This is a genomic window from Allobosea sp. LjRoot9, assembly GCF_964252745.1.
Taxonomy (GTDB): domain Bacteria; phylum Pseudomonadota; class Alphaproteobacteria; order Rhizobiales; family Beijerinckiaceae; genus Allobosea.
In genome coordinates this window covers 109290-132561 of sequence record NZ_CAXUPC020000010.1, presented here as the reverse complement: position 1 = coordinate 132561, position 23272 = coordinate 109290, and the positions used below count along the sequence as shown (strand labels likewise).

24 protein-coding genes are annotated in these 23272 nt (G+C 65.0%); 12 read left to right on the top strand and 12 right to left on the bottom strand.

Annotated features, from left to right (window positions below):
- Window positions 1-256: 256 nt before the first annotated feature.
- The 3 genes from rho to hemE form a co-directional block, all read right to left on the bottom strand.
- Complete coding sequence (gene rho, locus ACSQ3P_RS27150) at window positions 257-1522, bottom strand: transcription termination factor Rho (protein ID WP_069689081.1); 1266 nt, start codon at window positions 1520-1522, stop codon at window positions 257-259.
- A gap of 324 nt (window positions 1523-1846) precedes the next feature.
- A complete protein-coding gene (gene hemJ / locus ACSQ3P_RS27145) occupies window positions 1847-2275 on the bottom strand; it encodes a protoporphyrinogen oxidase HemJ (protein WP_436168640.1) in 429 nt (142 codons plus the stop codon).
- 9 nt (window positions 2276-2284) lie between these two features.
- Window positions 2285-3319, bottom strand: a complete 1035-nt coding sequence (gene hemE, locus ACSQ3P_RS27140) for a uroporphyrinogen decarboxylase (protein WP_436168564.1) — start codon at window positions 3317-3319, stop codon at window positions 2285-2287.
- A gap of 568 nt (window positions 3320-3887) precedes the next feature.
- Between hemE and ACSQ3P_RS27135 the strand changes: the two genes are divergently transcribed.
- Genes ACSQ3P_RS27135 through dnaQ form a run of 5 tightly spaced genes read left to right on the top strand, consistent with a single transcriptional unit; the run spans window position 3888 to window position 7562 of the window.
- A complete protein-coding gene (locus ACSQ3P_RS27135) occupies window positions 3888-4718 on the top strand; it encodes a pyruvate, water dikinase regulatory protein (RefSeq protein ID WP_069693372.1) in 831 nt (276 codons plus the stop codon).
- The gene (locus ACSQ3P_RS27130; protein WP_436168563.1) at window positions 4715-5341 is read left to right on the top strand and encodes a Maf family protein; all 627 of its coding nucleotides are present in this window, start codon (window positions 4715-4717) and stop codon (window positions 5339-5341) included. Before ACSQ3P_RS27135 ends, ACSQ3P_RS27130 begins: the two co-directional genes overlap by 4 nt.
- A gap of 21 nt (window positions 5342-5362) precedes the next feature.
- Entirely contained in the window at window positions 5363-6196 is an 834-nt protein-coding gene (locus tag ACSQ3P_RS27125; protein WP_436168562.1) for a shikimate dehydrogenase, read from the top strand.
- Window positions 6197-6235: 39 nt separating this feature from the next.
- Window positions 6236-6862, top strand: a complete 627-nt coding sequence (gene coaE / locus ACSQ3P_RS27120; protein ID WP_436168561.1) for a dephospho-CoA kinase — start codon at window positions 6236-6238, stop codon at window positions 6860-6862.
- Window positions 6855-7562, top strand: coding sequence for a DNA polymerase III subunit epsilon (gene dnaQ / locus ACSQ3P_RS27115; protein WP_436168560.1), 708 nt, complete (start codon window positions 6855-6857; stop codon window positions 7560-7562). The genes coaE and dnaQ overlap by 8 nt, the downstream gene beginning before the upstream one ends.
- Before the next feature lie 7 nt (window positions 7563-7569).
- Here the strand turns inward: dnaQ and ACSQ3P_RS27110 are convergent, their stop codons facing one another.
- The gene (locus tag ACSQ3P_RS27110; protein ID WP_436168559.1) at window positions 7570-8304 is read right to left on the bottom strand and encodes a TerC family protein; all 735 of its coding nucleotides are present in this window, start codon (window positions 8302-8304) and stop codon (window positions 7570-7572) included.
- A gap of 185 nt (window positions 8305-8489) precedes the next feature.
- Window positions 8490-8981, bottom strand: a complete 492-nt coding sequence (gene secB, locus ACSQ3P_RS27105) for a protein-export chaperone SecB (protein ID WP_069689089.1) — start codon at window positions 8979-8981, stop codon at window positions 8490-8492.
- 251 nt (window positions 8982-9232) lie between these two features.
- Between secB and ACSQ3P_RS27100 the strand changes: the two genes are divergently transcribed.
- From ACSQ3P_RS27100 to ACSQ3P_RS27080, 5 genes are all read left to right on the top strand, one after another.
- On the top strand, window positions 9233-9964 hold the full coding sequence (locus tag ACSQ3P_RS27100; protein ID WP_436168558.1) for a Tim44/TimA family putative adaptor protein: 732 nt from the start codon (window positions 9233-9235) through the stop codon (window positions 9962-9964).
- Window positions 9961-11142, top strand: coding sequence for a murein transglycosylase A (mltA, locus tag ACSQ3P_RS27095; RefSeq protein WP_436168557.1), 1182 nt, complete (start codon window positions 9961-9963; stop codon window positions 11140-11142). The genes ACSQ3P_RS27100 and mltA overlap by 4 nt, the downstream gene beginning before the upstream one ends.
- A 2-nt stretch (window positions 11143-11144) precedes the next feature.
- Window positions 11145-11705, top strand: coding sequence for a Smr/MutS family protein (locus tag ACSQ3P_RS27090; protein WP_436168556.1), 561 nt, complete (start codon window positions 11145-11147; stop codon window positions 11703-11705).
- The gene (locus ACSQ3P_RS27085) at window positions 11702-12082 is read left to right on the top strand and encodes a helix-turn-helix domain-containing protein (protein ID WP_069689092.1); all 381 of its coding nucleotides are present in this window, start codon (window positions 11702-11704) and stop codon (window positions 12080-12082) included. Before ACSQ3P_RS27090 ends, ACSQ3P_RS27085 begins: the two co-directional genes overlap by 4 nt.
- 81 nt (window positions 12083-12163) lie before the next feature.
- Complete coding sequence (locus ACSQ3P_RS27080; protein ID WP_436168555.1) at window positions 12164-13162, top strand: adenosine kinase; 999 nt, start codon at window positions 12164-12166, stop codon at window positions 13160-13162.
- A 159-nt stretch (window positions 13163-13321) separates the two neighbouring features.
- Here ACSQ3P_RS27080 and ACSQ3P_RS27075 read toward each other — a convergent pair whose 3' ends face one another.
- The 5 genes from ACSQ3P_RS27075 to ACSQ3P_RS27055 form a co-directional block, all read right to left on the bottom strand.
- Window positions 13322-13957, bottom strand: coding sequence for a pyridoxamine 5'-phosphate oxidase family protein (locus tag ACSQ3P_RS27075; protein WP_436168554.1), 636 nt, complete (start codon window positions 13955-13957; stop codon window positions 13322-13324).
- A gap of 82 nt (window positions 13958-14039) precedes the next feature.
- Window positions 14040-14804, bottom strand: a complete 765-nt coding sequence (locus tag ACSQ3P_RS27070; protein WP_436168553.1) for an alpha/beta fold hydrolase — start codon at window positions 14802-14804, stop codon at window positions 14040-14042.
- 201 nt (window positions 14805-15005) lie between these two features.
- Window positions 15006-17174, bottom strand: coding sequence for a polyribonucleotide nucleotidyltransferase (pnp, locus tag ACSQ3P_RS27065; protein ID WP_092178472.1), 2169 nt, complete (start codon window positions 17172-17174; stop codon window positions 15006-15008).
- Window positions 17175-17435: 261 nt separating this feature from the next.
- Window positions 17436-17705 carry a 30S ribosomal protein S15 gene (gene rpsO, locus ACSQ3P_RS27060; protein ID WP_069689097.1) on the bottom strand — a complete coding sequence of 90 codons (270 nt, stop codon included), beginning with the start codon at window positions 17703-17705 and terminating at the stop codon, window positions 17436-17438.
- A gap of 152 nt (window positions 17706-17857) precedes the next feature.
- Complete coding sequence (locus ACSQ3P_RS27055) at window positions 17858-18250, bottom strand: winged helix-turn-helix transcriptional regulator (protein WP_436168552.1); 393 nt, start codon at window positions 18248-18250, stop codon at window positions 17858-17860.
- 124 nt (window positions 18251-18374) lie between these two features.
- Here ACSQ3P_RS27055 and ACSQ3P_RS27050 point away from each other — a divergent pair, with 124 nt between their 5' ends.
- On the top strand, window positions 18375-18986 hold the full coding sequence (locus ACSQ3P_RS27050; RefSeq protein ID WP_436168551.1) for an NAD(P)-dependent oxidoreductase: 612 nt from the start codon (window positions 18375-18377) through the stop codon (window positions 18984-18986).
- A gap of 36 nt (window positions 18987-19022) precedes the next feature.
- Here the strand turns inward: ACSQ3P_RS27050 and ACSQ3P_RS27045 are convergent, their stop codons facing one another.
- Window positions 19023-19388 (bottom strand): Atu4866 domain-containing protein, encoded by a 366-nt coding sequence (locus ACSQ3P_RS27045; protein ID WP_436168550.1) that lies wholly within the window; start codon window positions 19386-19388, stop codon window positions 19023-19025.
- A gap of 216 nt (window positions 19389-19604) precedes the next feature.
- On the opposite strand from ACSQ3P_RS27045, the gene ACSQ3P_RS27040 reads away from it, so the two are divergent.
- Window positions 19605-20525 carry an AraC family transcriptional regulator N-terminal domain-containing protein gene (locus tag ACSQ3P_RS27040; RefSeq protein ID WP_436168549.1) on the top strand — a complete coding sequence of 307 codons (921 nt, stop codon included), beginning with the start codon at window positions 19605-19607 and terminating at the stop codon, window positions 20523-20525.
- Window positions 20526-20549: 24 nt separating this feature from the next.
- Here ACSQ3P_RS27040 and ACSQ3P_RS27035 read toward each other — a convergent pair whose 3' ends face one another.
- Complete coding sequence (locus tag ACSQ3P_RS27035) at window positions 20550-23072, bottom strand: methyl-accepting chemotaxis protein (RefSeq protein ID WP_436168548.1); 2523 nt, start codon at window positions 23070-23072, stop codon at window positions 20550-20552.
- Between the last annotated feature and the right edge of the window lie 200 nt (window positions 23073-23272).

The window sequence follows — 23272 nt, the reverse complement described above, 5'->3', positions numbered from 1 at the left end:
ATTTCCGCGTTTCTCTGAATCGCGGAAATGCTCTAGCTCCTTGTTTTAACGCGTTTTCTTCACGCGAACCGGTATCCACTTCGCTCGAAAATGCTCTGAAAGTCGACGTATCGCAAATCACCTCAGCACGATCGCCTGACTTTAAAGCCTTGCCCTTGGCCCGCTAAGCCACGCCACTCCAAAAAGAAAAGGGCCGCTTGCACGGCCCTTCCCACATCCACCAGCTGAGCGGATACCTTCTCCTCCGAGAGGAAAATCAGGTGTTCATCGAGTCGAAGAAGTCGGCGTTCTGTTTGGTCTGGCGCAGCTTGTCCATCAGGAACTCGATCGCGTCCTGCGGGCCCATCGGGTTCAGGATACGGCGCAGCACATAGGTCTTGGCCAGCACATCCTTGGGCGTGATGAGCTCTTCCTTACGGGTGCCGGATTTGAGGATGTCGATCGCCGGGAAGATGCGCTTGTCGGCGACCTTGCGGTCGAGGATCACCTCGGAGTTGCCGGTGCCCTTGAACTCTTCGAAGATGACTTCATCCATGCGGCTGCCGGTATCGATCAGCGCGGTCGCGACGATGGTCAGCGAGCCGCCCTCTTCGATATTACGCGCCGCGCCGAAGAAGCGCTTTGGCCGCTGCAGGGCGTTGGCGTCGACACCACCGGTCAGCACCTTGCCGGAGGAGGGCACCACGGTGTTGTAGGCACGGCCCAGACGCGTGATCGAATCGAGCAGGATGACGACGTCGCGGCCATGCTCGACCAGGCGCTTGGCCTTCTCGATGACCATCTCGGCGACCTGGACGTGACGCGAGGCCGGCTCGTCGAAGGTCGAGGAGACGACCTCGCCCTTCACCGAGCGCTGCATGTCGGTGACTTCCTCGGGCCGCTCGTCGATCAGCAGCACGATCAGATAGCATTCCGGATGGTTGGTCGTGATCGACTGCGCGATGTTCTGCAGCAGCACGGTCTTGCCGGTGCGCGGCGGCGCCACGATCAGGGCGCGCTGGCCCTTGCCGATCGGCGAAACGATGTCGATGACGCGGGCCGAGAAATCCTTCTTCGTCGCGTCCGGCACTTCCATGCGCAGGCGCTCATCGGGATAGAGTGGCGTCAGATTGTCGAAATTGATCTTGTGCTTGATCCGCTCGGGATCCTCGAAATTGATCGTATTGACCTTGAGCAGCGCGAAATAGCGTTCGCCATCCTTGGGGCCGCGGATCGGGCCTTCGACCGTATCGCCGGTGCGCAAGCCGAATTTGCGGATCTGCGTCGGCGAGACATAGATGTCGTCGGGACCGGGCAGATAGTTCGAATCCGACGAGCGCAGGAAGCCGAAACCGTCAGGCAGGACCTCGACCACACCCTCGCCGAGGATCTCGGTGTCCTTCGCCGCAAGCTGCTTCAGGATCGCGAACATCAGCTCCTGCTTGCGCATCGTGCTGGCGTTCTCGACCTCGAGCCCCTCGGAGAAGGTCAGAAGTTCGGTCGGAGATTTGACCTTGAGGTCTTGGAGCTTGATTTCCCGCATGGGGCACCCGGATCGTGAAAGCCCCTGCGAAACGAACAGGGGTCAGGAGGTAACGGAGAAGAACGTCAGGTCCAGGACGGACCAGCGTTGCGGTTGCGCGCCATGAGCGTCTGCGCAGGCAGCGGGCTCACGAACCATCGGCAACAGGGAATACGCCAAACGAGCGCAGGGGCTTGATAGCGGGATTCTCACCTGGGCTCAAGCGGGAAACGACACGGCGCCGTCCCCCTTAGAGCAGGATGCGAAAAAGTGGGAACCGGTTTTTCGCAATCGATCCTGCTCTCACTCTTCAACTCTAGAAAACCGATCAAGCCGACGTGAAATTCAGAACGGTTTGACGATGACGAGGATCACGATCAGCGCCATCAAGACGGCCGGAACCTCGTTGATGATACGATAGAACCGCGCGCTCTTGAGGTTGCGATCCTCGGCGAAGGCGCGAACCCGTCCCGCCAGATAGCCATGAATGCCCGACAGGATGAAGACCAGCAGGATCTTGCCGTGCAACCAGCCGCCCTTGAAGCCGAAGGCCGACCAGGCGAGGTAAAGGCCCAGGATCCAGGTCACGATCATCGAGGGCGTCATGATGCCCTTGAGCAGCCGCCGCTCCATGATCTTGAAGGTCTCGGACTGGATCGACCCGGTCTGCGCTTCCGCATGATAGACCATCAGGCGCGGCAGATAGAGCATGCTCGCCATCCAGGCGATCACCGCCATGACGTGAAAGGCCTTGATCCATTCATACATTGCGATGGTCCTCCCTCAGGCCCTGACGGCGGCAATCAGCCGCTCGACATGCGCGATCGGGGTGTCGGGCAAAATGCCGTGACCCAGATTGAAAACGAAAGGCCTGGCGCCGAAAGCCGATCTGATCGCGGCAACCTCGCGTTCCAGCTCCGGTCCGCCTGCGCGCAGGATCAACGGATCGAGATGGCCCTGGACAGGCACCAGTGACTGGATCGCGTCACGCGCGAAATCACGGTCGATATCGGTTTCGAGTCCAGCGACGTCGACGCCCGTTGCCGTGACATAACCCGGAATGAGCGCGCCGGCTCCGCGCGGAAACCCGATGATGCGGGTCTGGGGATGACGCGCCCGCACACCCTCGACGATCCGCTTCGTCGGCGCAATGCACCAGCGCTCGAACTCGGCCGGCCCCAGCGATCCGGCCCAGCTGTCGAAGATCTGGACGGCATCGACGCCGGCTTCGATCTGGGCGTTGAGATAGTCGATCGACGAGACGACGATCCGGTCGATCAGGCGCTGGAAGAGATCCGGGTCGCGCATGAACAGCTCTTTCGCCGGCCCCTGATCCGGAGTGCCTCGACCGGCCACCATATAGGTCGCCACGGTCCAGGGCGCGCCACAGAAGCCGATGAGCGCGGTCTCCCTGGGCAGAGCCGCTCTCACCCGGCGCACGGTCTCGATGATCGGCGCAAGCTTGTCTTGGTCAGCTTGCCCATCAATGGCGCGGAGGCGCTCCTCATCCGCTACCGGCTCGAGGCGCGGACCTTCGCCTTCGGCGAACCAGAGGGCCTGCCCGAGCGCTTGCGGAACGACGAGAATGTCCGAGAACAGGATCGCTGCATCGAAACCGAAACGCCGGATCGGCTGCAAGGTGACCTCGGCAGCCATTTCGGGATTGTAGCAAAGCGCGAGGAAGCTTCCGGCCTTGGCGCGAAGCTCGCGATACTCCGGCAGATATCGGCCAGCCTGACGCATCAGCCAGAGCGGAGGAGTGACCAGTGTCTCTCCATCGAGTGCCCGCAGGAAAACCGGTTTGCTATGCGTCGACATTCTCGGGTCCAGACCATCGCTCTCGATCTCTTCTAAATATGATTCTTGAGAGAGAATCTTCTTTTTTGACTCTTGGGGGCAGGCACAGGCTTAGCCGCAAAGCCATCCACAGCTGGTCCACAGCTCTTGGACCCTCATGGCCGGAATGTGGCAATGGCGATCGAGGTCGTTAAGGCTTTCTTAACCAATTGGATTTGGGGTCGGGCTTCCGGCCTCGAAAATGATTCACGTGAAACATCGTTCAACCTGACCACAGCCCTTTGCCTGTTGATCGAAATGGCGGGTTATACACGCCGCGTCCCGGAGGCCTCCGGGACGCTCGGTTGTCCACACTCATCCCCCGCCCCGCGAATCCGCCCGCCCTGCCGACGGCCTTCCGGTCCAATTTGCTTTGTCCGCTCAGCGCGTCAGAGCAGGATGCGAAAAAGTGGGCACCGGTTTTTCGCATTGATCCTGCTCTAACTCTTTGATGAGAGACGGATTCAGATCTCAGATGGGATCACTTTGTGATTCCATCTAAGATCATCCGGCTCTAGAGGTGGCTCTGTTCGTTAATCCGGGAGCCAACGTGGCCCGCAATTATTTTCACCTTCACCTCGTCTCGGACGCGACCGGCGAAACGCTGATCGCGGTCAGCCGCGCGGCCGCCGCGCAATACGAGACTGTTTCGGCGATCGAGCATGTCTATCCGCTCGTCCGCTCCGAGGCGCAGCTCGCCCGCGTGCTGGCAGAGATCGAGGCCTCGCCCGGCGTCGTGCTCTACACCCTGGTCGAACCGGAATGGTCGGCGCGGCTCGAGGCGTTTTGTCGCGATCTCGGCTGCCCCTGCCTATCGGTGCTCAACCCGGTGCTCTCGCTGTTCCAGTCCTATCTCGGTCAGGCCTCGGCGCCGAAGCCAGGCGCCCAGCACGTCCTCAACGCCGAATATTTCCGCCGCATCGACGCGATGAACTACACGCTGCTGCATGATGACGGGCAGCTCGGCGGCGATCTCGAAAGCGCCGATATCATCCTGGTCGGCATCAGCCGAACCTCGAAGACGCCGACCTCGATCTATCTCGCCAATCGCGGCATCAAGACCGCCAACATCCCGCTCGTGCCGAATGTGCCATTGCCGCCAGAGCTCGAAGCTCTGAAGAAGCCGCTGGTCGTCGGCCTCGTCGCCAGCGCCGACCGCATCGTCCAGATCCGGCAGAACCGCCTGCTCTCGCTCAAGGCCGATGACGAGACGCCCTATGTCGATCCCGCCATGGTAGCCGACGAGGTCGCGCAATCGCGTCGGCTTTGCGCCCGCAAGGGCTGGCCGGTGATCGACGTCACTCGCCGCTCGATCGAGGAGACGGCGGCTGCGATCCTTGATCTCCTGCGCGACCACCGCATGAAGTTCATCGCAACATGAATGGTGCCGCTGCGCTCTGGCTCGGCTCGGTTCCGCTCGTCCTGGCCTCGGGCAGCACGACGCGGCGCGACATGCTGCGCGCGGCTGGAATTCCGGTCGAGGTGATCAAGCCCGAGATCGACGAACGCGCCGTCGAGGCCTCCCTGCTGCAACGAGGCCTGCCGGCTGAAGATGCCGCTGTCGAGCTCGCGCGCGCCAAGACCTTGGCGGTCTCAAAGGCTCATGCCCGGCGCATCGTGCTCGGCGCCGATCAGACATTGATCTGTGAGGGCGTCAGTCATCACAAGCCCGCTGACGCCGCCGCCGCCCGGGCCCAGATCGCCGTGCTGTCGGGCCGGACACACCAGTTGCGCTCGGCCTTCGTCCTGGCGCAGGCCGGCGAGGTGATTGCGCAGGGCGTCCAGACTGCCGGCCTGACCATGCGCGCTTTGAGCCCGGATTTCATCGCGAGCTATGTCGATGCGATGGGCCCGTCCGCTTTCGCCAGCGTCGGCGGCTACCAGATCGAAGGGCTCGGCGCCCAGCTCTTCGACACGGTCGAAGGCGACCATTTCACCATTCTCGGCCTGCCGCTCCTTGCCGTTCTCGCTGCCTTGCGCGGTCACGGCCTGCTCGCGCACTGATCCCTCGGACCGCTATCCACCATGACTCTTCGCTGCTTCGTCATCGGCCATCCGATCGCCCATTCGAGATCGCCGCTGATTCATGGAACCTGGCTCGAGCAGCACGGGCTCGACGGTTCCTATGAGCGCATCGATGTCGCGCCCTCCGATCTGCCGGGCTTCGTCGCGCGCATCCGGGCCGGCGAGTTCGCTGGCGGCAATGTCACGGTCCCGCATAAGGAAGCGGTGCTGCCCTTGCTCGACGAGGTCAGCGTGGCGGCGCGCGCCATTGGCGCGGTCAATACGATCTGGCGCGAGAACGGGCGGCTTTACGGCGACAACACCGATGCTGCCGGTTTCCTCGGTCATCTCGATGCGATTGTGCCGGGCTGGCAGGATAGGGTTCGCACGGCGTTGCTGATCGGGGCGGGAGGTGCGGCGCGCGCCATCGCCTACGGCCTGAAGAGCCGTGGCATGGCGCGCATCATCCTGGCCAATCGCGGCCGGGAGCGCGCCACTGAGCTTGCCCGGGTTCTCGGCGCGCAACTGCAAGCGCGCGACTGGGACGAGCGCGACGCATTGGTCGGGGAGGCGGATCTCATCGTCAACACGACCTCGCTCGGCATGAACGGCCAGCCATCGCTTTCTCTCGACCTAGTGCGCTTGCGCCCCGGCACGATCGTCGACGACATCGTCTATGTGCCGCTGAAGACGGCGCTGCTGACGCAGGCTGAACAGCGCGGCGGCGTCATCGTCGACGGCCTCGGCATGCTGCTGCACCAGGCCGTGCCCGGGTTCACGCGCTGGTTCGGCGTGACGCCGGCGGTGACGCCGGCCCTGCGCGCAAGGCTCGAAAGGGATATCCTGGGGGCCTGATTCGGCAGGACCCCATGGCCACCCCATGACCTTCATCCCATGACCTTCACCCTGGGACTCACCGGCTCGATCGGGATGGGGAAATCGACGACCGCGGCCTTCTTCCGCGCGCGCGGCGTGCCGGTGCATGATGCCGATGCCTGTGTCCATGCGCTCTATCGCGGCCGCGCCGCGCCATTGATCGGCGCGGCCTTTCCCGGTGTCGTCCGCGACGGCGTGGTCGATCGCGCGCGCCTCTCGGCGGCGGTGGTCGGACAGGCGGAGGCGCTGAAGCGGCTGGAGGGCATCATCCATCCGCTCGTTCGCGAGGAGGAGGAGGCCTTCCTCGGGAATAGCCGCAAGGCAGGTGCAGGGCTTGTCGTGCTCGATATTCCGCTGCTGCTTGAGACCGGCGGGCAGGGGCGTTGCGACGCCGTGCTCGTCGTCACAGCCCCGGCCGAGATCCAGCGCGCACGCGTCCTGGCGCGCCCGGAGATGACGGAGGAGAAGTTCGCCGCCATCCTCGCCCGCCAGATGCCGGATGCGCAGAAGCGCCGCCACGCCCATTTCCTTGTGGACACGGGCGGCGGTCTGCTGGCCGCGCAGCGGCAGGTGGGTTCTATCCTGAGCGTCCTTGCCGGCCGGCCCGGCCGCAGGCTTCCAGTGGAGAGCGCCACTCATGCGTGAAATCGTCCTCGATACCGAGACGACCGGCGTTGAAGCCAATGGCGGCGATCGCATCGTCGAAATCGGTTGCGTCGAGCTGGTCAATCACTGCCCGAGCGGACGCAATTTTCACGTCTACATCAATCCCGGGCGCTCGATGCCGGACGGCGCCTTCCGAGTCCACGGCCTCTCCGAAGCCTTCCTTTCCGACAAGCCGCTCTTTGCGGCGATCGCCGATGGCTTCATCGAGTTCATCGGCGATGCGCGGCTCGTGATCCACAATGCTGCCTTCGATATCGGCTTCCTCAATATGGAGCTGAAGCGGCTCAGCTACGGGCCGATCGAACAGCACCGCGTCGTCGACACCCTGGCCATGGCGCGTCGAAAGCATCCCGGTGCCTCCAACAGCCTGGACGCGCTCTGCTCGCGCTACGGCATCGACAACACCAGGCGCACCAAGCACGGCGCGCTGCTCGACTCCGAAATCCTGGCCGAGGTCTATATCGAGCTGATCGGCGGCAAGCAGACCTCGCTTGGCCTGGGCGTCGCGATGGCGGGTGACGGTGGCGGACTCGGCGGCGCGGCGATCGAGCGTCCGCAACGCCAGCGGCCTCTCGCCTCCCGCCTCGACGACGCAACCATCGCCGCCCACGAGACCTTCATCCGCACGCTCAAGACGCCGCTCTGGAGCGGCTATCTCGGCCTGACCGACGAGGCCTGAAGAGCCGCTAGCTCTTCGTCCTGCGCCGCGACAGCATGTTCAGCCCCTCGATCGCAGCCGAGAAGGCCATGGCGGCGTAGATGTAGCCCTTGGGCACATGCGCGCCAAAACCCTCGCCGATCAGCGTGCCGCCGATCATCAGCAGGAAGCCGAGCGCCAGCATCACGATGGTCGGGTTGCGCTCGATGAAGCTCGCCAGCGGGTCGGCCGCGAGCAGCATTACCAGAACCGCGAAGACGACGGCGATCACCATCACCGGGATATGATCGGTCATGCCGACGGCGGTAATGATGCTGTCGATGGAGAAGACGAGGTCGAGCAGCAGGATCTGGACGATGACGCCACCGAAGGTGACGGCCGCCGCCTTGCCGCCGTCGAAGACGTCGGGCCCGTGATCGGCGTCGACCTTGTGATGGATTTCCTTCGTCGCCTTCCAGACCAGGAAGAGGCCGCCGGCGATCAGGATGATGTCGCGCCAGGAGAAGGCCTTGCCGAGCACCGAGAAGACCGGGGCGGTCAACTGCACGATGATGGCGACGGTCGAGAGCAGGCCGAGTCGCAGGATCAGCGCCAGCCCGATGCCGATCTTGCGGCCGCGCGCGCGCTGCGCCTCCGGCAGCTTGTTGGTCAGGATCGAGATGAAGATCAGGTTGTCGATGCCCAGGACGACTTCCATGGCGATCAATGCCCCGAGCGCAGCCCACACCGTGGGGTCGGCGGCAAGCGTCATCAGATAGTCCATCCCGGCTCCTTCATGTCGCGAAACGGCGGGCGCCCGAATGAGCGTCCGCCGTCGACTGCTCCGCGAGATGGAAATTCCCCTGGCCTGCCGCAAGGGGGGAGCGAGCTATATCGTCAACGAAAAAGGGCCCGTGAGGGCCCTTTCCGTGACAATTCATGCTGCCGGCAAGTCTTGCTGCCCGAGGCTCAGGCGTTCGGCGCGCCCTGGGCCTGGAGCTCCTGCACGCGCTGCTGGAACAAGGCCGCGAAATCGATCGACGGCACATAGAAGGGCGGGAAACCGCCGTTCTGGACCGCCTCGGCGATGATCTGCCGGGCGAAGGGGAAGAGCAGGCGGGCGCAGTCGATCACCAGCACAGGGTGGATGTGCTCCTGCGGTACGTTCTGGATGCGGAACACGCCGCCATAGCTGAGATCGAAGGCGAACAGCGTCTCGCCGCCGAGCTCGGCCTTGCCCTCGAGCTGCAGCACGGTCTCGTAATCGTCCTCGCCGAGCGGAGCGGTCGAGACGTTGACCTGCAGCGACATCTGCGGTCCCTGCTGCGTCTGCTGGCTGAGCGAGCGCGGCGCCTTGGGATTCTCGAAGGAGAAATCCTTGGTGTACTGGATCAGGGCGCTCATGCTCGGAGCCGTCTCGGGGGCTTGCGCGCCGTTGCCGTTGGGAATGTCGTTGGCCATCGGTCCCATCATGATCTGAAGGCTGACTTAAGGAAATCCCGGGCCGGATTAAGACGTTCGGGACTGCGCGCCGTCCTGCGGTGCAATGCGGGCGTCGGCTATCATGGACGCCACCCTGGCACAAGAAGCCGCCTTCACAAGTTCAGGGGTGGATGTTACGAGCCTTGATCACCATATCACGCTTCACGGCCGAAAACCTTTAGGGGACAGGCCGATGCAAGGTGGCCACTGGAGCTTCGGATCAGGTTTCGATGCAAAATTCCTTCGACATGACGACGATTATTTTCCTGGCTCTGGCCGTTTTCGTCGCCTGGAAGCTGCGCTCGGTGCTGGGTCAGAAGACCGGTCAGGAACAGCCGCCGACCGATCCCTTCGCGCGTCGCGAGGGAGCGCCGCTGCGGCCAGACCAGGCTCCCCCGGCCGACAGCAAGCGCGACAACGTCATCCGCCTGCCCGGCGCGGCCAATGATCCCGCGGTGAGCCCGGCTCCCGCCACTGACCGCTGGAAGGATATCGCGCCCGCGGATTCAGCCATCGTTGCCGGCATCGAGGCGATCATCCGGCAGGAGCCGGGCTTCGACCCGCGCGCCTTCATCGGCGGTGCCAAGGCGGCCTATGAGACCATCGTCACCGCCTTCGCCCGGGGCGACCGCAAGGTGCTGAAGGGCCTCCTCGCCAAGGAGGTCTATGAGGGCTTCGAGCAGGCGATCACGGATCGTGAGAAGCGTGGCGAAAAGGCGGAATCCTCCTTCGTCTCGATCGACAAGGCGGAGATCACCGCCGTCGACGTCAAGGGCAAGAACGGCCAGGTCACGCTCGCCTTCGTCTCGCAATTGATCAGCGTCACGCGCGATGCTCAGGGCGCGGTTGTCGACGGCAGCGCCGAAGCGGTCTCCGAGGTCAACGACATCTGGACTTTCGCGCGCCAGCTCGGCAGCCGCGACCCCAACTGGCTCCTGGTTGCCACCGAATCCGCCGCGTGATCCGTGGCGCCGTTGCTGCGCTGGCGCTTGGCCTCGTGGCGTGCGGTGCGACCATGAGCGCAGCGCTCGCCCAAGCCCCGCCGCTGCCGCCCGGCGCGCGAGCCGAGGCGGTGCTCGTCGCCGGCATTCCGGGATGGGCCAAGGACGATCATCGTATTGCCCTGGACATCTTTGCACGCGGGTGCATGACGGAGCCGCCGCTGCGGGCGTCTGTACCGACCCCCGAAGTGCTGGACTTCATCTGCGCCCGCGCCCGTCTTCTGACGGGGAAGGCCCGACCCGATCGCGAGACGGCGCGCCGGTTTTTCGAGCAGAATTTCTCGTTCTGGCGAATCCGCCCCGCGGCCGCTGAGACCGGCTTCATGACCGGCTATTTCGAGCCCGAATTCGAGGGCTCGCTCACGCGCTCCGCAGCTTTCCCGACGCCGCTCTATGGCCGCCCGGCCGATCTGGTGACCCGCCAGCCCGGCGATGACTGGCCGGGCATCGAGGCAGGGCTTTCGGCCGCGCGCCGTACGGCGCGGGGGCTCGTGCCCTTCCCCGATCGCGCCGCGATCGAGGCCGGCGCGCTCGATGGCGAGAGGCTCGAAATCCTCTGGATGCGCGATCCGGTCGATCGCTTCGTGCTGCAGGTCCAGGGCTCCGGCCGGATCCGTCTGCCCGATGGCCGGGTGACGCGACTGGTCTATTCCGGCCGCAACGGCCACGCCTATACCTCGCTCGGCCGGGCACTGAGCGAGCGCGAGAACATCCCGCCTGCAGAGATGACGATGGACCGATTGATCGCGCGATTGAAAGCCGATGCCGGCTTCGCCCGCGATCTGATCGCGCTCAACCGTTCCTTCGTCTTCTTCGCGCGCCGGGACGATCTGCCGCCGGACTCCGGACCGATCGGCGGAGCCGGCTTGCCATTGACGCCTTTGCGCAGCATCGCGATCGACCGCACGGTCTGGCCCTATGGGGTGCCCGCCTGGATCGACGCCACGATCCCCGATGGCCTAGGCGGCAGCGAACGGCTTTTGAGGCTGATGATCGCGCAGGATACCGGCTCGGCGATCCTCGGGCCGGCGCGGGTCGACCTCTTCGTCGGTTCGGGCGCGGCGGCGGGACATCGGGCGGGGCTGATCCGCCACAACTTCGATTTCACCGTGCTCTGGCCGCGCGATCCGAGGCCCTGACGATGCGGTCGCGGCGAGGCAAGACATTATCGCCGGCCGATATCGCGCTCTGGCGCGAAGTCGCGCGTTCGGTGACTCCGCTTCCCGGCCGCAAGCCGGTCGAGCCCGAGCCGCCGGAGCGGGTTGCGTCCACCCCTGTCATGGCCGAGGCCGCCATTTTCGTGGTGGCTGCGAAGCCGGCCCAATCCAAACCTGCGCCACCGCCATTGGCGCCGCTCGAACGCCGCCTGCGCACCCAATTGCGGCGCGGCCAGCAGGGCGTCGAGGCGGTGATCGATCTGCACGGCATGCGCCAGGACGAAGCCCATCTGGCATTGCGCGCCTTTCTGCGGCGCGAGCAGGCGCGCGGCTGCAAGCTCGCGCTGGTCGTCACCGGCAAGGGCGCGGCGGGAGACAGCCTGTTCGGCGAGGAGCGCGGGGTGCTGCGCCGCATGGTGCCGCATTGGCTGCGCCTGCCCGATCTGCGTCCGCTGGTCGTCGGCTTCGAGGAGGCCGAGCAGCGTCATGGCGGAGCCGGCGCGCTCTATATACGCCTGCGCCGCCAGCGCGAGATCGGGCCATGACCCCCTTCGGCCAGAGGGTGAGGGCCCTGCGCGCGGCCCGTGGCGTCACCTTGGCGCAAATGGCGGGCTCGCTCGGCGTCACGCCGGCCTATCTCTCGGCGCTGGAACATGGCAAGCGCGGTCGGCCGACCTTCGTACTGATCCAGGGCGTCATCCACGTGCTGGGCGTGATCTGGGACGAGGCGGATGAATTGGTGCGCCTCGCTGATCTCTCGCATCCACGTGTCACCGTCGATACGGCCGGCCTCGATGCCGAGGCGACGCTGCTCGCCAACCGCCTCGCCCGCGAGATCGCGGTCCTGGAGCCAGACGAACTCAAACGTCTTGCGGATATCCTCGACGAAGCCGCGATTCGCCGCGCTGCCGCGCCGGATTGAGCCCGGCTTGCTTGACCCGAAGCCCGGCGGATGCAACACGCGCCGCCAACCCTTCCTTAAGATCAGCATCCGGACCTGTTCATGAGCAATTCGCGCACCGACGTCCTCGCCCTCGGCAACGCCATCGTCGACGTCATCGCTTCCGCCGAGGAGGACTTCCTGGCCAAGCACGACCTCGCCAAGGGCGCGATGATGCTGATCGACGAGGCTCGTGCCGAGGCGCTCTACGCCGCCATGGGCCCGGGCAAGGTCATTTCCGGCGGCTCGGCCGCCAACACCATCGCCGGCCTCGCCTCCTTCGGCGGCAAGGGCGCCTTCATCGGCAAGGTCAAGGCCGACGAGCTCGGCAAGCTCTACCGGCATGACCTGACCTCGCTCGGCGTGTCCTTCGACACGGCCTTCGCGACGGAAGGTCCCGCGACCGCGCGCTCCTTCATCATCGTCACGCCCGATGGCGAGCGCACGATGAACACCTATCTCGGCGCTTGCCAGGGGCTCACTGTCGGCGATGTCGATGCCAAGGCGGTCGAGAGCGCCGACATCATCTATCTCGAAGGCTATCTCTGGGACCCGCCGGCCGCCAAGGAGGCCTTCCGCAAGGCTTCCGAGATCGCGCACAAGGCGGGCGGGCGCGTCGCCATCACCTTGTCGGATTCCTTCTGCGTCGATCGCTATCGCGACGAGTTCCTCGGCCTGATCCGCAATCGCATGGTCGACATCGTCTTCGCCAATGAGCACGAGCTGAAGAGCCTCTACCAGACCGCTGATTTCGAGACGGCGCTGGCGGCGTTGCGGGCCGAGAACATCCTCGCCGCCGTGACCCGCTCGGAAAAGGGCGCTCTGGCCGTGACGCCGGACGGCATCGTCGTCGAGCCGGTCTTCCCCGTCGAGCGCATCGTCGACAGCACCGGCGCGGGCGATCTCTTCGCTGCCGGCTTCCTCTTCGGCCTGACCTCGGGCCGCGAGGTGCGCGACGCACTGCGCCTGGGCGCGCTCGCCGCCGCCGAGATCATCAGCCATGTCGGCGCAAGGCCGGATGTGAACCTGAAGGTGCTGGCAGGGAACGAAGGGCTGCTGTGAGCCGCAGCCCGCCTGTCATTCCGGGGCGGCCCTCTGGGCCGAACCCGGAACCCATGACTGGGTGAGAGATTGCGATTGGAGCGTCCACCCAGTCGTGGGTTCCGGGTTCTTCGCTGTGCGAAGCCCCGGAATGACAAGGTTGCCGCTCGTTCAACCTCTTCAATACAGCGTCGCCTTCACCCGCTCCGGCAGCGCCTTGTCATAGGCTTCGCCGTCGAAGGTCTCGACCTTGTCGTTCTTCTCCGTGATCCCGCGCAGGATCTGTCCGGCGCTCGGCAGGCTGCGCTTGTCGAGCTGTGCTGCCGGGTTCCAGAGGTCGGCGCGGACCACTGCGCGCGAGCACTGGAAGTAGACACTCTCCACCGCGACCACGATCACGCAGGCCGGCAGCTTTCCGGCCATCGCGAAGCCCGCGCAGAGCTCGGGATCGGTCGAAAGCGTCGCCGTGCCGTTCACGCGTAGCGTTTCGCCGTAACCGGGGATCAAAAAGAGCATTCCGATTCGATTGTCGAACAGGATATTCTTCAACGAATCCAAACGGTTATTGCCTCTTCTGTCCGGAATCAGGAGCGTTTTCGCGTCCCGGAGTCGCACGAAGCCCGGCATATCCCCACGCGGCGAGCAATCCAGGCCGTCCGGACCATTGGTCGCGAGCACGAAAAATGGCGAGGCGGCGATCAGCGCCCCGTAATTCGCATCGACGTGATCGATCTCCTTGGCGACCGAGGCCGGGGCGATGGGGTTGGGATAAAGTGCCGCAAGGTCATCGAGCGAGGTGAGGGTGTGGTCGGGCATGCCAATCTCCATGGTCATAATAGTCTAGACCATTGAGAATGAGCCGTCACCCCGGCTTTACGCCGGCCGGACCCATGCCACCTCAGGACAAGGCACGCGCGATTGCCCGGGCCAGGCCGGTCGGATTCTCCCAGGCCATGGCATGCCCGGCCGCCGGTATGATGGCGACGTTGACGCCGAGCCGGGGAAGTCCCTCCGCATCGTTGTTTGGAAGCGTAGCCTCTCCGAACAGGACGCAGCGCGGCTGCGCCAGCTCTGCGAGCATCTCACGCCAGCTCGGGATGCTGCCCGCGACCAATGAGCAGGCCGCGCGATGCGCCGCATAGGGGGCGCTGATGGCGAGCGACGCGGCCCAGATATCGTTGCCTTCGGAGCGACTGGCCTGGACGAGCGCGTCATGGCCGCGCTCGATATAGTCGCGCTCGGTCATGGCGGCGATACGCCGGCTGAAAAAGCCCCCGCCGGGCTCCAGATTGGGCTCGCCGAGGACGAGCCGCCTGAGGCGCCCACCCAGCATCCGTGCCGCCGTGATGGCCACCGCCCCGCCCATGCTGTGGCCGAACAGATCGAGCTCGGTCAGTCGCAGATGCTCGGTCAATGCCACGATGCTGCGGGCATGGTCCTCGATGGTGTAGCCGAACCCGGTCGGCCGATCGCTGAAACCGGAGCCCAGCAGGTCGACCAGGAGCATGCGCTGCCCCCACAAGGCGGCGTTCGCCGCGACGCTCGGATAGTCGCAGGACGAGGCACAACCCAGCCCATGAATGAAGAGAAGCGCGGGGCCCTCGCCTGCGATGTCGTGATAGCGCAGCTCTGCATCGGCGGCTGGGACGGTGAAAGACTTCATGGATCGACCCTGGTTTGCCGCGGAAGGCTGTGGCGGCTCGCATCATGGATCTGTCAGCATCGCCTAAGAGCAGGATGCGAAAAAGTGGGAGCCGGTTTTTCGCATCGATCCTGCTCTCCCTCTTTGATGAGAGACGAACAATAAAAAACGCCCCGCATCCTGCGATGCGGGGCGTCTCGTTTCACGTGAATCGCGCGCTGCTTACTCGGCGGCGCCGCGCTCGCGGCTCTTCTCGGCGTCGCGAGCGGCCTTGAGCTTCTCGGTCAGATCCTCGCCGGTCTCCTGGTCGACGACCTTCATCGAGAGGCGGATCTTGCCGCGCTCGTCCTGGCCGAGGAACTTGACCTTGACCTTGTCGCCTTCCTTGACGACGTCCGAGACCTTCTGGACGCGAGCAGCAGCCAGCTCCGAGATATGGACCAGGCCGTCCTTGGCGCCGAAGAAGTTCACGAAGGCGCCGAACTCCATGATCTTCACGACGGTGCCGTCATAGATCATGCCGACTTCGGCTTCGGAGACGATCGACTTGATCCACTTGATCGCGGCTTCGATCGACTTGCCGTCGGCCGAGGCGATCTTGATGGTGCCGTCGTCCTCGATGTTGACCTTCGCGCCGGTCTTCTCGACGATTTCGCGGATGACCTTGCCGCCGGAGCCGATGACTTCACGGATCTTGTCGACCGGGATCTTCATCGTCTCGATACGCGGGGCGTACTCGCCGAGCTGGCCGCGCGAGACCGAAAGCGCCTTGTTCATCTCGCCGAGGATGTGGTCGCGACCGCCCTTGGCCTGGTCGAGGGCGACCTTCATGATCTCCTCGGTGATGCCGGCGATCTTGATGTCCATCTGCAGCGAGGTGATGCCCTCGGCCGTGCCGGCGACCTTGAAGTCCATGTCGCCGAGATGGTCCTCGTCACCCAGGATGTCGGAGAGCACCGCGAAGCGCTCGCCTTCCAGGATCAGGCCCATCGCGATGCCCGCAACCGGCGCCTTCAGCGGCACGCCGGCGTCCATCAGGGCAAGCGAGGTGCCGCAGACGGTGGCCATCGAGGAAGAGCCGTTCGACTCGGTGATCTCCGAGACGACGCGGATGGTGTAGGGGAACTCCGACTTCGCCGGCAGCATCGGGCGGATGGCGCGCCAGGCGAGCTTGCCATGGCCGATTTCGCGGCGGCCGGGCGAGCCCATGCGGCCAGCTTCACCAACCGAATAGGGAGGGAAGTTGTAGTGCAGCAGGAAGGTCTCTTTGTAGGTGCCTTCCAGCGAGTCGATGAACTGCTCGTCGTCGCCGGTGCCCAGCGTGGTCACGACCAGCGCCTGCGTCTCGCCGCGGGTGAACAGCGCCGAGCCATGGGTGCGCGGCAGGATGCCGGCTTCCGCGACGATCTTGCGCACGGTCTTGAGATCGCGCCCATCGATGCGAACGCCATCGTCGAGGATGGTCCAGCGCACGACCTTGGCCTGGGCTTCCTTGAACTGGCCGCCGACCTGCTCCTTGGTGAAGGTGGTCTTGCCGTCCGGGGTCTCCGAGATCAGCGAAGCGACCTTGGCCTTGGCGGCGTCAAGCGCCTTGTAGCGCTCGGCCTTGGTCCTGATCTGGTAGGCGGCGCGGATATCCGCATCGACCAGCTTGAGGACGGCGTCGAGAACGACGGAGTTGTCGGCCGGAACGTAATCGCGCGGCTCCTTGGCGGCCTTCTCGGCCAGGCGGATGATCGCGTCGATCACCGGCTGGAAGTGCTTGTGGCCGAACATCACGGCGCCGAGCATGATCTCCTCGGAGAGCTGCTTGGCCTCCGATTCAACCATCAGAACGGCGTCGGGCGTGCCGGCGACGACGAGGTCGAGCTGCGATTCCTTGATCTCGTCGACCAGCGGGTTGAGCTTGTAGGCGCCGTCGAAATAGCCGACGCGGGCAGCGCCGACCGGGCCCGTGAAGGGCACGCCAGACAGCGTCAGCGCGGCGGAGGCGGCGACCATCGCGACGATGTCGGGGTCGTTCTCGAGGTCATGCTGCAGCACGGTGCAGACGACCTGCGTCTCGTTGCGGTAACCCTCGACGAAGAGCGGGCGGATCGGCCGGTCGATCAGGCGCGAGACCAGCGTCTCCTTCTCGGTCGGGCGGCCTTCGCGCTTGAAATAACCGCCGGGAATGCGGCCGGCGGCGAAGGTCTTTTCCTGATAGTTCACGGTCAGCGGGAAGAAGTCGATCCCGGCCTTGGGCGACTTGGCGGAGACGACGGTGGCGAGCACCACGGTCTCGCCATAGGTCGCGAGCACGGCCGCATCGGCCTGGCGGGCGATCTTGCCGGTTTCCAGCACGAGCTTGCGCCCGCCCCAGATCAGTTCTTCGGTCTGTACATCGAACATGGATTTGTCTTTCGGATCGGATGCGACCCGGCCGGTGTCTCCGGCCCATGAGCAAGACGGCGGAAAGCTCGGGTTTTTGTGAAGATATGCGCCCGAGCGCTCGGCGATCCTGCCATGGACATCGAGGACGCCCGGCGGGTCATGCGGGAAGGCCGCCCCTTGCGGCTCCCGCGATGAAATCAGGACGCCGCCCCATTGCGGCAGATCCTGGAAAACCGCCCGGAGCGATGTCGCACCGGGCGTGAAGCAGTCAGCGCTCGATCAGCGGCGGATGCCGAGCTTCTCGATCAGGCTCTTATAGCGCGGCTCGCTCTTGCTCTTGAGATAGTCGAGCAGCGAACGGCGCTGCGAAACCATCTTGAGCAGGCCGCGACGCGAATGGTTGTCTTTGACATGCGACTTGAAGTGGCCGGTCAGGTTGTTGATGCGTTCCGTCAGGATCGCGACCTGGACTTCCGGTGAGCCGGTGTCGTTCGGCTTGGTGGCGTGTTCCTTCATGAGCGCAGTCTTGCGCTCGGCAGTGATCGACATCGTGAGATCCTCATATTGGGGTTGATCTGGCGGGCCAGGCCGGGATGTCGTCCAGCAAGGTCCGAAGCCCGCAATCGCTCTCATCGAGGAGAGGATGCGCAGCCGGCTTTCACGCCGGTTGGCTGGGCATATACACGAAACGGCGGGAAAGGCTAGCGCGATGCGGTTTCAGCCAAATCCGGCCCGACCCCGCGATCATAGCGCCGCTGCGCCTCTTCGACCGTGCCGATATGGGTTTCCGCCCAGATCCTCAGGCTGTCCACGGTCACGGCCAGCGTCCGGCCGAGCTCGGTCAGCGAATATTCGACCGTGACTGGCACGGTCGGGAAGGCCTCGCGGCGGATAAGGCCGTCGCGCTCGAGGCTCTTCAGCGTCTGCGACAGCATCTTCTGGGAGATCGCCTCGATACGCCGGCGCAGTTCGTTGAAGCGCAGCGTCTCATGCTCGAGCAGGATCAGGATCAGCACCGCCCATTTGTCGCCGATGCGGTCGAGCACCCGTCGCGTCGGGCATTGCGCGTCGAAGGGGTTGGGGCGCTGCAGCATACAGGTTTCCTGGCGGTGACCATGTCTCGCGGAAGTGCCTTCTTTACGGAAGGGAACGACCGGGCCATCTAGGTTCCATTGGAGTGGTAGTATCCATCAGATACTGGAAAAACAGGACCGTGTCATGACAATCGCACTCATCGGCGCCACCGGCTTCATCGGTTCGCGCATTCTGTCGGAGCTGGTCTCCCGCGGCCATAAGGTCACGGCCATCGTCCGCAATCCGGAGAAGGTTCCGGCGCTGGCGGGCGTTACCGCCGTCAAGGGCGATATCTTCGACAAGGACAGCCTCGCCAGGCTGCTTGCCGGCCATGAGGCCGTGATCAGCTCCGTCCATTATCTGGCGAGCGATGCGGACGCGCTGCTCGGGGCCGTGAAGCAGTCCGGCATCAAGCGCTACCTCGTTGTCGGCGGCGCGGGCAGCCTGGAGGTCGCTCCCGGCGTGAAGTTGTTCGATACGCCCGATTTCCCGGCGGCCTACCATGCCGAGGCCAAAAAGGGTGGCGCCTATCTCGAGCTTCTGCGGCAGGAGACGGCGCTGGACTGGAGCTTCCTGTCGCCTTCGGCCGTGATCGCTCCTGGCGAGCGGACCGGCAAGTTCCGTCTTGGCGGTGATCAGTTGCTGGTCGATGGCGGCGGCAACAGCGCGATCTCCGCTGAGGATTTCGCGGTGGCGCTGGTCGACGAGCTGGAGAAGCCGGCCCATAGCCGCAGGCGCTTCACCGTCGGTTACTGAAAAAGCGAGAGCCGGCGCTACCGCGCCGGCCCTTTTTCATGCGGCGCTGCGTGCGCCCGGCCTGATGAAGCGATGGTCGCCCAGCGTGAGAATGCCGCGGCGGGTCTCGCCGATCGCCGTGCGGCCGGTATCGCCCTCGAAATAGAGGCGCGACCCGTCGACCTCGTAGCGGCCGCGATAGATGTCGCGACCCGCACGGAGCGTCTTGCCATAGCGGCCGTTCGGCAGGAGCGAGAGCCGGGTTGCTCCATCATCGGCGACCCAGACACCGATCATGGCGCGCTCGGCGGCGTTGGGCTGCATCAGGGCTTCGAGGTCGATCTCGAGCGGGCCGGTTGCGTTGGCGGCGCGGATGGATCCGGTGAGCGCGCTGAATGCGGTGAGAACGCGATTGAACTGCATGGCTTGCTCCTGTGTTTCGAGCGGCCACCTAATTGGGCCAGTGCGAGGAGATGAATGCCGCATGCAGGCTCGCGGGCGATAGACCGAAGCGCCGCAAGGATTGCCTGATCCTCCGTGAGTCCTGGCACAGGGTCGAAGGAACCGCCAATTCATTGTATGAAAATCCAGACGCTGGCGTCCGCTTGACTGGCGCCGGCCTTATGATGGAGCGGTTGGATGCGGCAGGCAGATGAACTGGTGGCGTTGCTCGGCCGCCTCGTGACCTTGGATGGCGTGCATCAGACAGCGATCCCGCGGCTCGCTTTGATCCGCTCCAGCCAGCCGACCGAGCCGATGCATGGGCTGCATCTGCCGGCGCTCTGCGTCATCGTGCAGGGCCGCAAGCAGGTCATGCTGGGCGAGCAGATCTATCTCTACGATCGGACGCATTACCTGGTCGTCTCGGTCGATCTGCCGATCATCGGCCAGGTCGTGGAGGCCAGCGCCGAGGAGCCCTATTTCTCTGTCCGGCTCGATCTCGATCCCGTCCAGCTCAGTGCGCTGATGCTGGAGAGCAAGCCCAGCGCGACCAAGTCCTGCGAGGGTGGTCATACCGGCGCCGGACCGGGCCTTGCCGTGAATCCGGCTGCGCCAGAACTGCTCGATGCCATGCTGCGGCTGGTCAGGCTGGTGGAGACGCCGCATGACATCGCGGTTCTGGCGCCGCTGGCCGAGCGCGAGATCCTCTATCGCCTGATGAATGGCGAACAGGCGGCCCGCTTGCGCCAGATCGCGACGGCGGAAAGCAAGTTGCAGCAGGTGAACAAGGCCATAGGCTGGATCAAGCGCAACTACGACAAGACCTTCAGCATCGAGGTGCTGGCGTCCGAGGCGAGCATGAGCCCATCGGCGCTGCATCAGCACTTCAAGGCGGTCACCGCGATGAGCCCGCTGCAATACCAGAAGCAATTGCGCCTGCAGGAGGCGCGGCGGCTCATCCTGGGTGCGGCGCTGGATGCCGCCTCCGCCGGTTTCAGGGTCGGCTATGAAAGCCCGTCGCAGTTCAGCCGAGAATATCGCCGGCTCTTCGGCGCGCCGCCGCTGCGGGATGTTACAAGGCTGCGCGGCGCTTCAGCCTTGGAGATGGTTGGAGCCTGAGGCTGCGCTCAGGCCTTCCCTGCCTCAAAACTCTTCCCATCCAGCGTCATTGGCGCGGCCGTTGACGGCGCGCTTGGCCGGTGCGGAGGCGGGTCTCTCCGGCGCCGGTGCCCTGGTCTGGCCGAAGGCGGCCTCGGCGAGCTTGCGCAGGCGCGCCGGCTCCGAGCCATGACCGGCTGGGGCCGCCCTGACTGGCGCCGGGGCGTAGCTGGCCGATGAGGTAGCTGCGCCCTCAGGCCCCGTCCTGAAGGCGGCGACGAGGTCGTTGAGCTGGACGATGCGGCCCGAGAGCGAACCGGCCGAGGCCGCGCTCTGTTCGGCGAGCGCCGCATTGGCCTGCGTCATCTCGTCGAGATGGGCGACAGCCTGGCTCATCTCGTCGATGCCGTTGGCCTGCTCGCCCGAGGCCGCCGAGATCTCGGCGATGGTGGCCGCGACCTTTTGCGAGGCGGCCAGGATCTGGGTCAGGGCGTCGCCGGCCTGGCGGACCAGCGTGACGCCCGCGCCGACCTCCATGTTGGAGGAGGAGATCAGCCCGGAGATGTCCTTGGCGGCAGCACCCGAGCGCTGCGCCAGGGTGCGCACCTCCGAGGCCACCACGGCAAAGCCCTTGCCGGCATCGCCGGCGCGCGCCGCCTCCACCGCTGCGTTCAACGCCAGGAGATTGGTCTGGAAGGCGATGTCGTCGATCACCCGGATGATGTCGGAGATCTTCTGCGAGGCGCTCTCGATGCGCGCCATTGCAGCGACCGCTTCGGTCGCGATCGTGCCGCCCGACTGCGCCGCCTGCATCGCCTCGGTCGCGATCGCGGCGGCGTTCTTCGAGGCCTGGGCCGAGGCCTTCACCGAGGCTGCGAGCTCCTCGGTCGTGGCGGCGGTCTCCTCCAGCGAGGAGGCCTGCTCTTCCGTGCGCTTCGACAGGTCATCGGCGCCCATGGTGATCTCGCGGGCGGCCAAGCCCACATCCGCAGAGGTCGTCTGGATCGTGCGCACCGTCGAGGACAGGCGATCCACCGTCTCGTTGATCGCGCCCTTGAGCTCGGCGAACTTGCCGCGATAGGCGGTCTCGATCCGGGAGGTCAGGTCGCCGCCCGCCACCGCCTGCAAAGCGGCCGCGAATTCGGATGTGGCGCTGTCGACCACGGCATTGATCTCGTTGATGCCGGCGACGAGCTTCTGCATCTGCTCGTCGGCATGCTCGATCTGCAGCCGCGCCGAGAAATCCCCCGACGCCGCAGCTGCGACCACATCGCCGACATCGGAGACCACAGCCTCCATCGACTGCGCCCGCGCCAGGCGAGCCGCCGAGGCTGCGCGCTCCGATTGCTCGAGCTCGCGCATCTTGACCAGATTTTCCTGGAAGACCGACAAGGCGCTCGCCATCGCCCCGATCTCGTCCTTATGGCTGATCCGCGGCAGCGCGACATCGAGATCGCCCTTCGCCAGCTGCGTCATCGCCGTCGTCATCTGCGCGAGCGGAGTGGTGACGCGCGAGCGCACCACGACATATCCGAAGATGGCGATCAGCAGGCTGACGAGCAGAACGGCGCCATATTTCAGGAGTTCGGCAAAGGCCTGATCTGCGGTTGCATTCGCTCCCGCAATGGCCTGGTCCAGCGCCGTGCTGGCGACGGCCGCGATGGTTTCGAGCGCGGGCACGATCTCGCCGCGCCATTGGTCGACCGACATGCTGGGCTTGCTGCCGGAGGTCGCTTGCGCGACGAGCTTTTCGCGCATCTCCCTGACCGGGCCGGAGAAATAGGTGGCTTGGCCCTTGACGATGGCGGCCTTGATCACCGGGTCGGTCTGGGCGGTGTCGGCCATGTCGCGCAGGGCTTGCCAGCTTGCCAGCGCGCTGGCGTCATTGTTCAACAGGATGCGCGTCTCCTTCGCATCGAAGGGTCGCTGCTGCGCTGTGATCGTGCTGACCATGACGCCGGATGTGCCGGCATAGGTGCGTGTCACCCAGGAGAGCGCGCGAGCGACCACGAGTTCGGTCAGAGCCGGATTGAGCGCGCGAATCTCGCTGTCGACGGCCAATGACGTCTTGTCGAGGCTGACCAGCAGCTTCTCGCCGACAGTGAGGATGCGCTCGGGCATCTGCTTGTCGCGGCCCTCGACCGGCAGTTTGAGCTCGCTCTCGACACTCTCGCGCAGCTTGCGGTTCTCGTCATAGATGGCGGCGAGGTCGCGCTGGAACGGGGCGAGAGCCGGGCGGTTCGAAGCGGTCAGTACCGAATTCGCCTGTGCGATGGCGTCGTCGACTTGCTTGCGCCGCTGCTGGTAGGTGGCGATCGAGGACTGGTTCTTGTCGCTCGGCAGGATGACGGCGCTCTGCATCGAGGCGCGCTCGAGCCGGAAGGCGCCCAGCGCATCGAACAGGTTCCGGTTCAATCCCGCCAGCCCGACAACCTGCTGGGACACGCCGTAGCGCTTGTAGGAGGACCAGATTTCCTGGAGCGTCAGGCCGCCGGTCGTCAGCGCCATCGCGCAGATCAGGCCGATCAGGATATGCCTGATCGACAGGTTCGAAGTCGACAATGTCATGCGCGGCCCCAGCTCGCCCCGGCCGCGCGCGCTTTCTGCCGCACGGCAACTGGATCAAATTGCCGCAGAAGCCTTGAAATTGTGTTTACGCTTGATTTACCAACCTATGCGTGCAGGTGATTCCAAACGAATTCACAGGTTGAAGACGTAGTGTGGCACCAGCTCGCCGTTGTCGACCGAGCCCGTCGCGATCAGCACGC

Coding starts and splice junctions, on each gene's coding strand:
- rho (WP_069689081.1), bottom strand. CDS start 1,522: ATGCGGGAAATCAAGCTCCAAGACCTCAAGGTCAAATCTCCGACCGAA.
- hemE (WP_436168564.1), bottom strand. CDS start 3,319: ATGTCGACGCATAGCAAACCGGTTTTCCTGCGGGCACTCGATGGAGAG.
- ACSQ3P_RS27130 (WP_436168563.1), top strand. CDS start 4,715: ATGAATGGTGCCGCTGCGCTCTGGCTCGGCTCGGTTCCGCTCGTCCTG.
- ACSQ3P_RS27125 (WP_436168562.1), top strand. CDS start 5,363: ATGACTCTTCGCTGCTTCGTCATCGGCCATCCGATCGCCCATTCGAGA.
- coaE (WP_436168561.1), top strand. CDS start 6,236: ATGACCTTCACCCTGGGACTCACCGGCTCGATCGGGATGGGGAAATCG.
- dnaQ (WP_436168560.1), top strand. CDS start 6,855: ATGCGTGAAATCGTCCTCGATACCGAGACGACCGGCGTTGAAGCCAAT.
- ACSQ3P_RS27110 (WP_436168559.1), bottom strand. CDS start 8,304: ATGGACTATCTGATGACGCTTGCCGCCGACCCCACGGTGTGGGCTGCG.
- secB (WP_069689089.1), bottom strand. CDS start 8,981: ATGGCCAACGACATTCCCAACGGCAACGGCGCGCAAGCCCCCGAGACG.
- ACSQ3P_RS27100 (WP_436168558.1), top strand. CDS start 9,233: ATGCAAAATTCCTTCGACATGACGACGATTATTTTCCTGGCTCTGGCC.
- ACSQ3P_RS27090 (WP_436168556.1), top strand. CDS start 11,145: ATGCGGTCGCGGCGAGGCAAGACATTATCGCCGGCCGATATCGCGCTC.
- ACSQ3P_RS27085 (WP_069689092.1), top strand. CDS start 11,702: ATGACCCCCTTCGGCCAGAGGGTGAGGGCCCTGCGCGCGGCCCGTGGC.
- ACSQ3P_RS27080 (WP_436168555.1), top strand. CDS start 12,164: ATGAGCAATTCGCGCACCGACGTCCTCGCCCTCGGCAACGCCATCGTC.
- ACSQ3P_RS27075 (WP_436168554.1), bottom strand. CDS start 13,957: ATGCCCGACCACACCCTCACCTCGCTCGATGACCTTGCGGCACTTTAT.
- ACSQ3P_RS27070 (WP_436168553.1), bottom strand. CDS start 14,804: ATGAAGTCTTTCACCGTCCCAGCCGCCGATGCAGAGCTGCGCTATCAC.
- pnp (WP_092178472.1), bottom strand. CDS start 17,174: ATGTTCGATGTACAGACCGAAGAACTGATCTGGGGCGGGCGCAAGCTC.
- rpsO (WP_069689097.1), bottom strand. CDS start 17,705: ATGTCGATCACTGCCGAGCGCAAGACTGCGCTCATGAAGGAACACGCC.
- ACSQ3P_RS27055 (WP_436168552.1), bottom strand. CDS start 18,250: ATGCTGCAGCGCCCCAACCCCTTCGACGCGCAATGCCCGACGCGACGG.
- ACSQ3P_RS27050 (WP_436168551.1), top strand. CDS start 18,375: ATGACAATCGCACTCATCGGCGCCACCGGCTTCATCGGTTCGCGCATT.
- ACSQ3P_RS27045 (WP_436168550.1), bottom strand. CDS start 19,388: ATGCAGTTCAATCGCGTTCTCACCGCATTCAGCGCGCTCACCGGATCC.
- ACSQ3P_RS27040 (WP_436168549.1), top strand. CDS start 19,605: ATGCGGCAGGCAGATGAACTGGTGGCGTTGCTCGGCCGCCTCGTGACC.
- ACSQ3P_RS27035 (WP_436168548.1), bottom strand. CDS start 23,072: ATGACATTGTCGACTTCGAACCTGTCGATCAGGCATATCCTGATCGGC.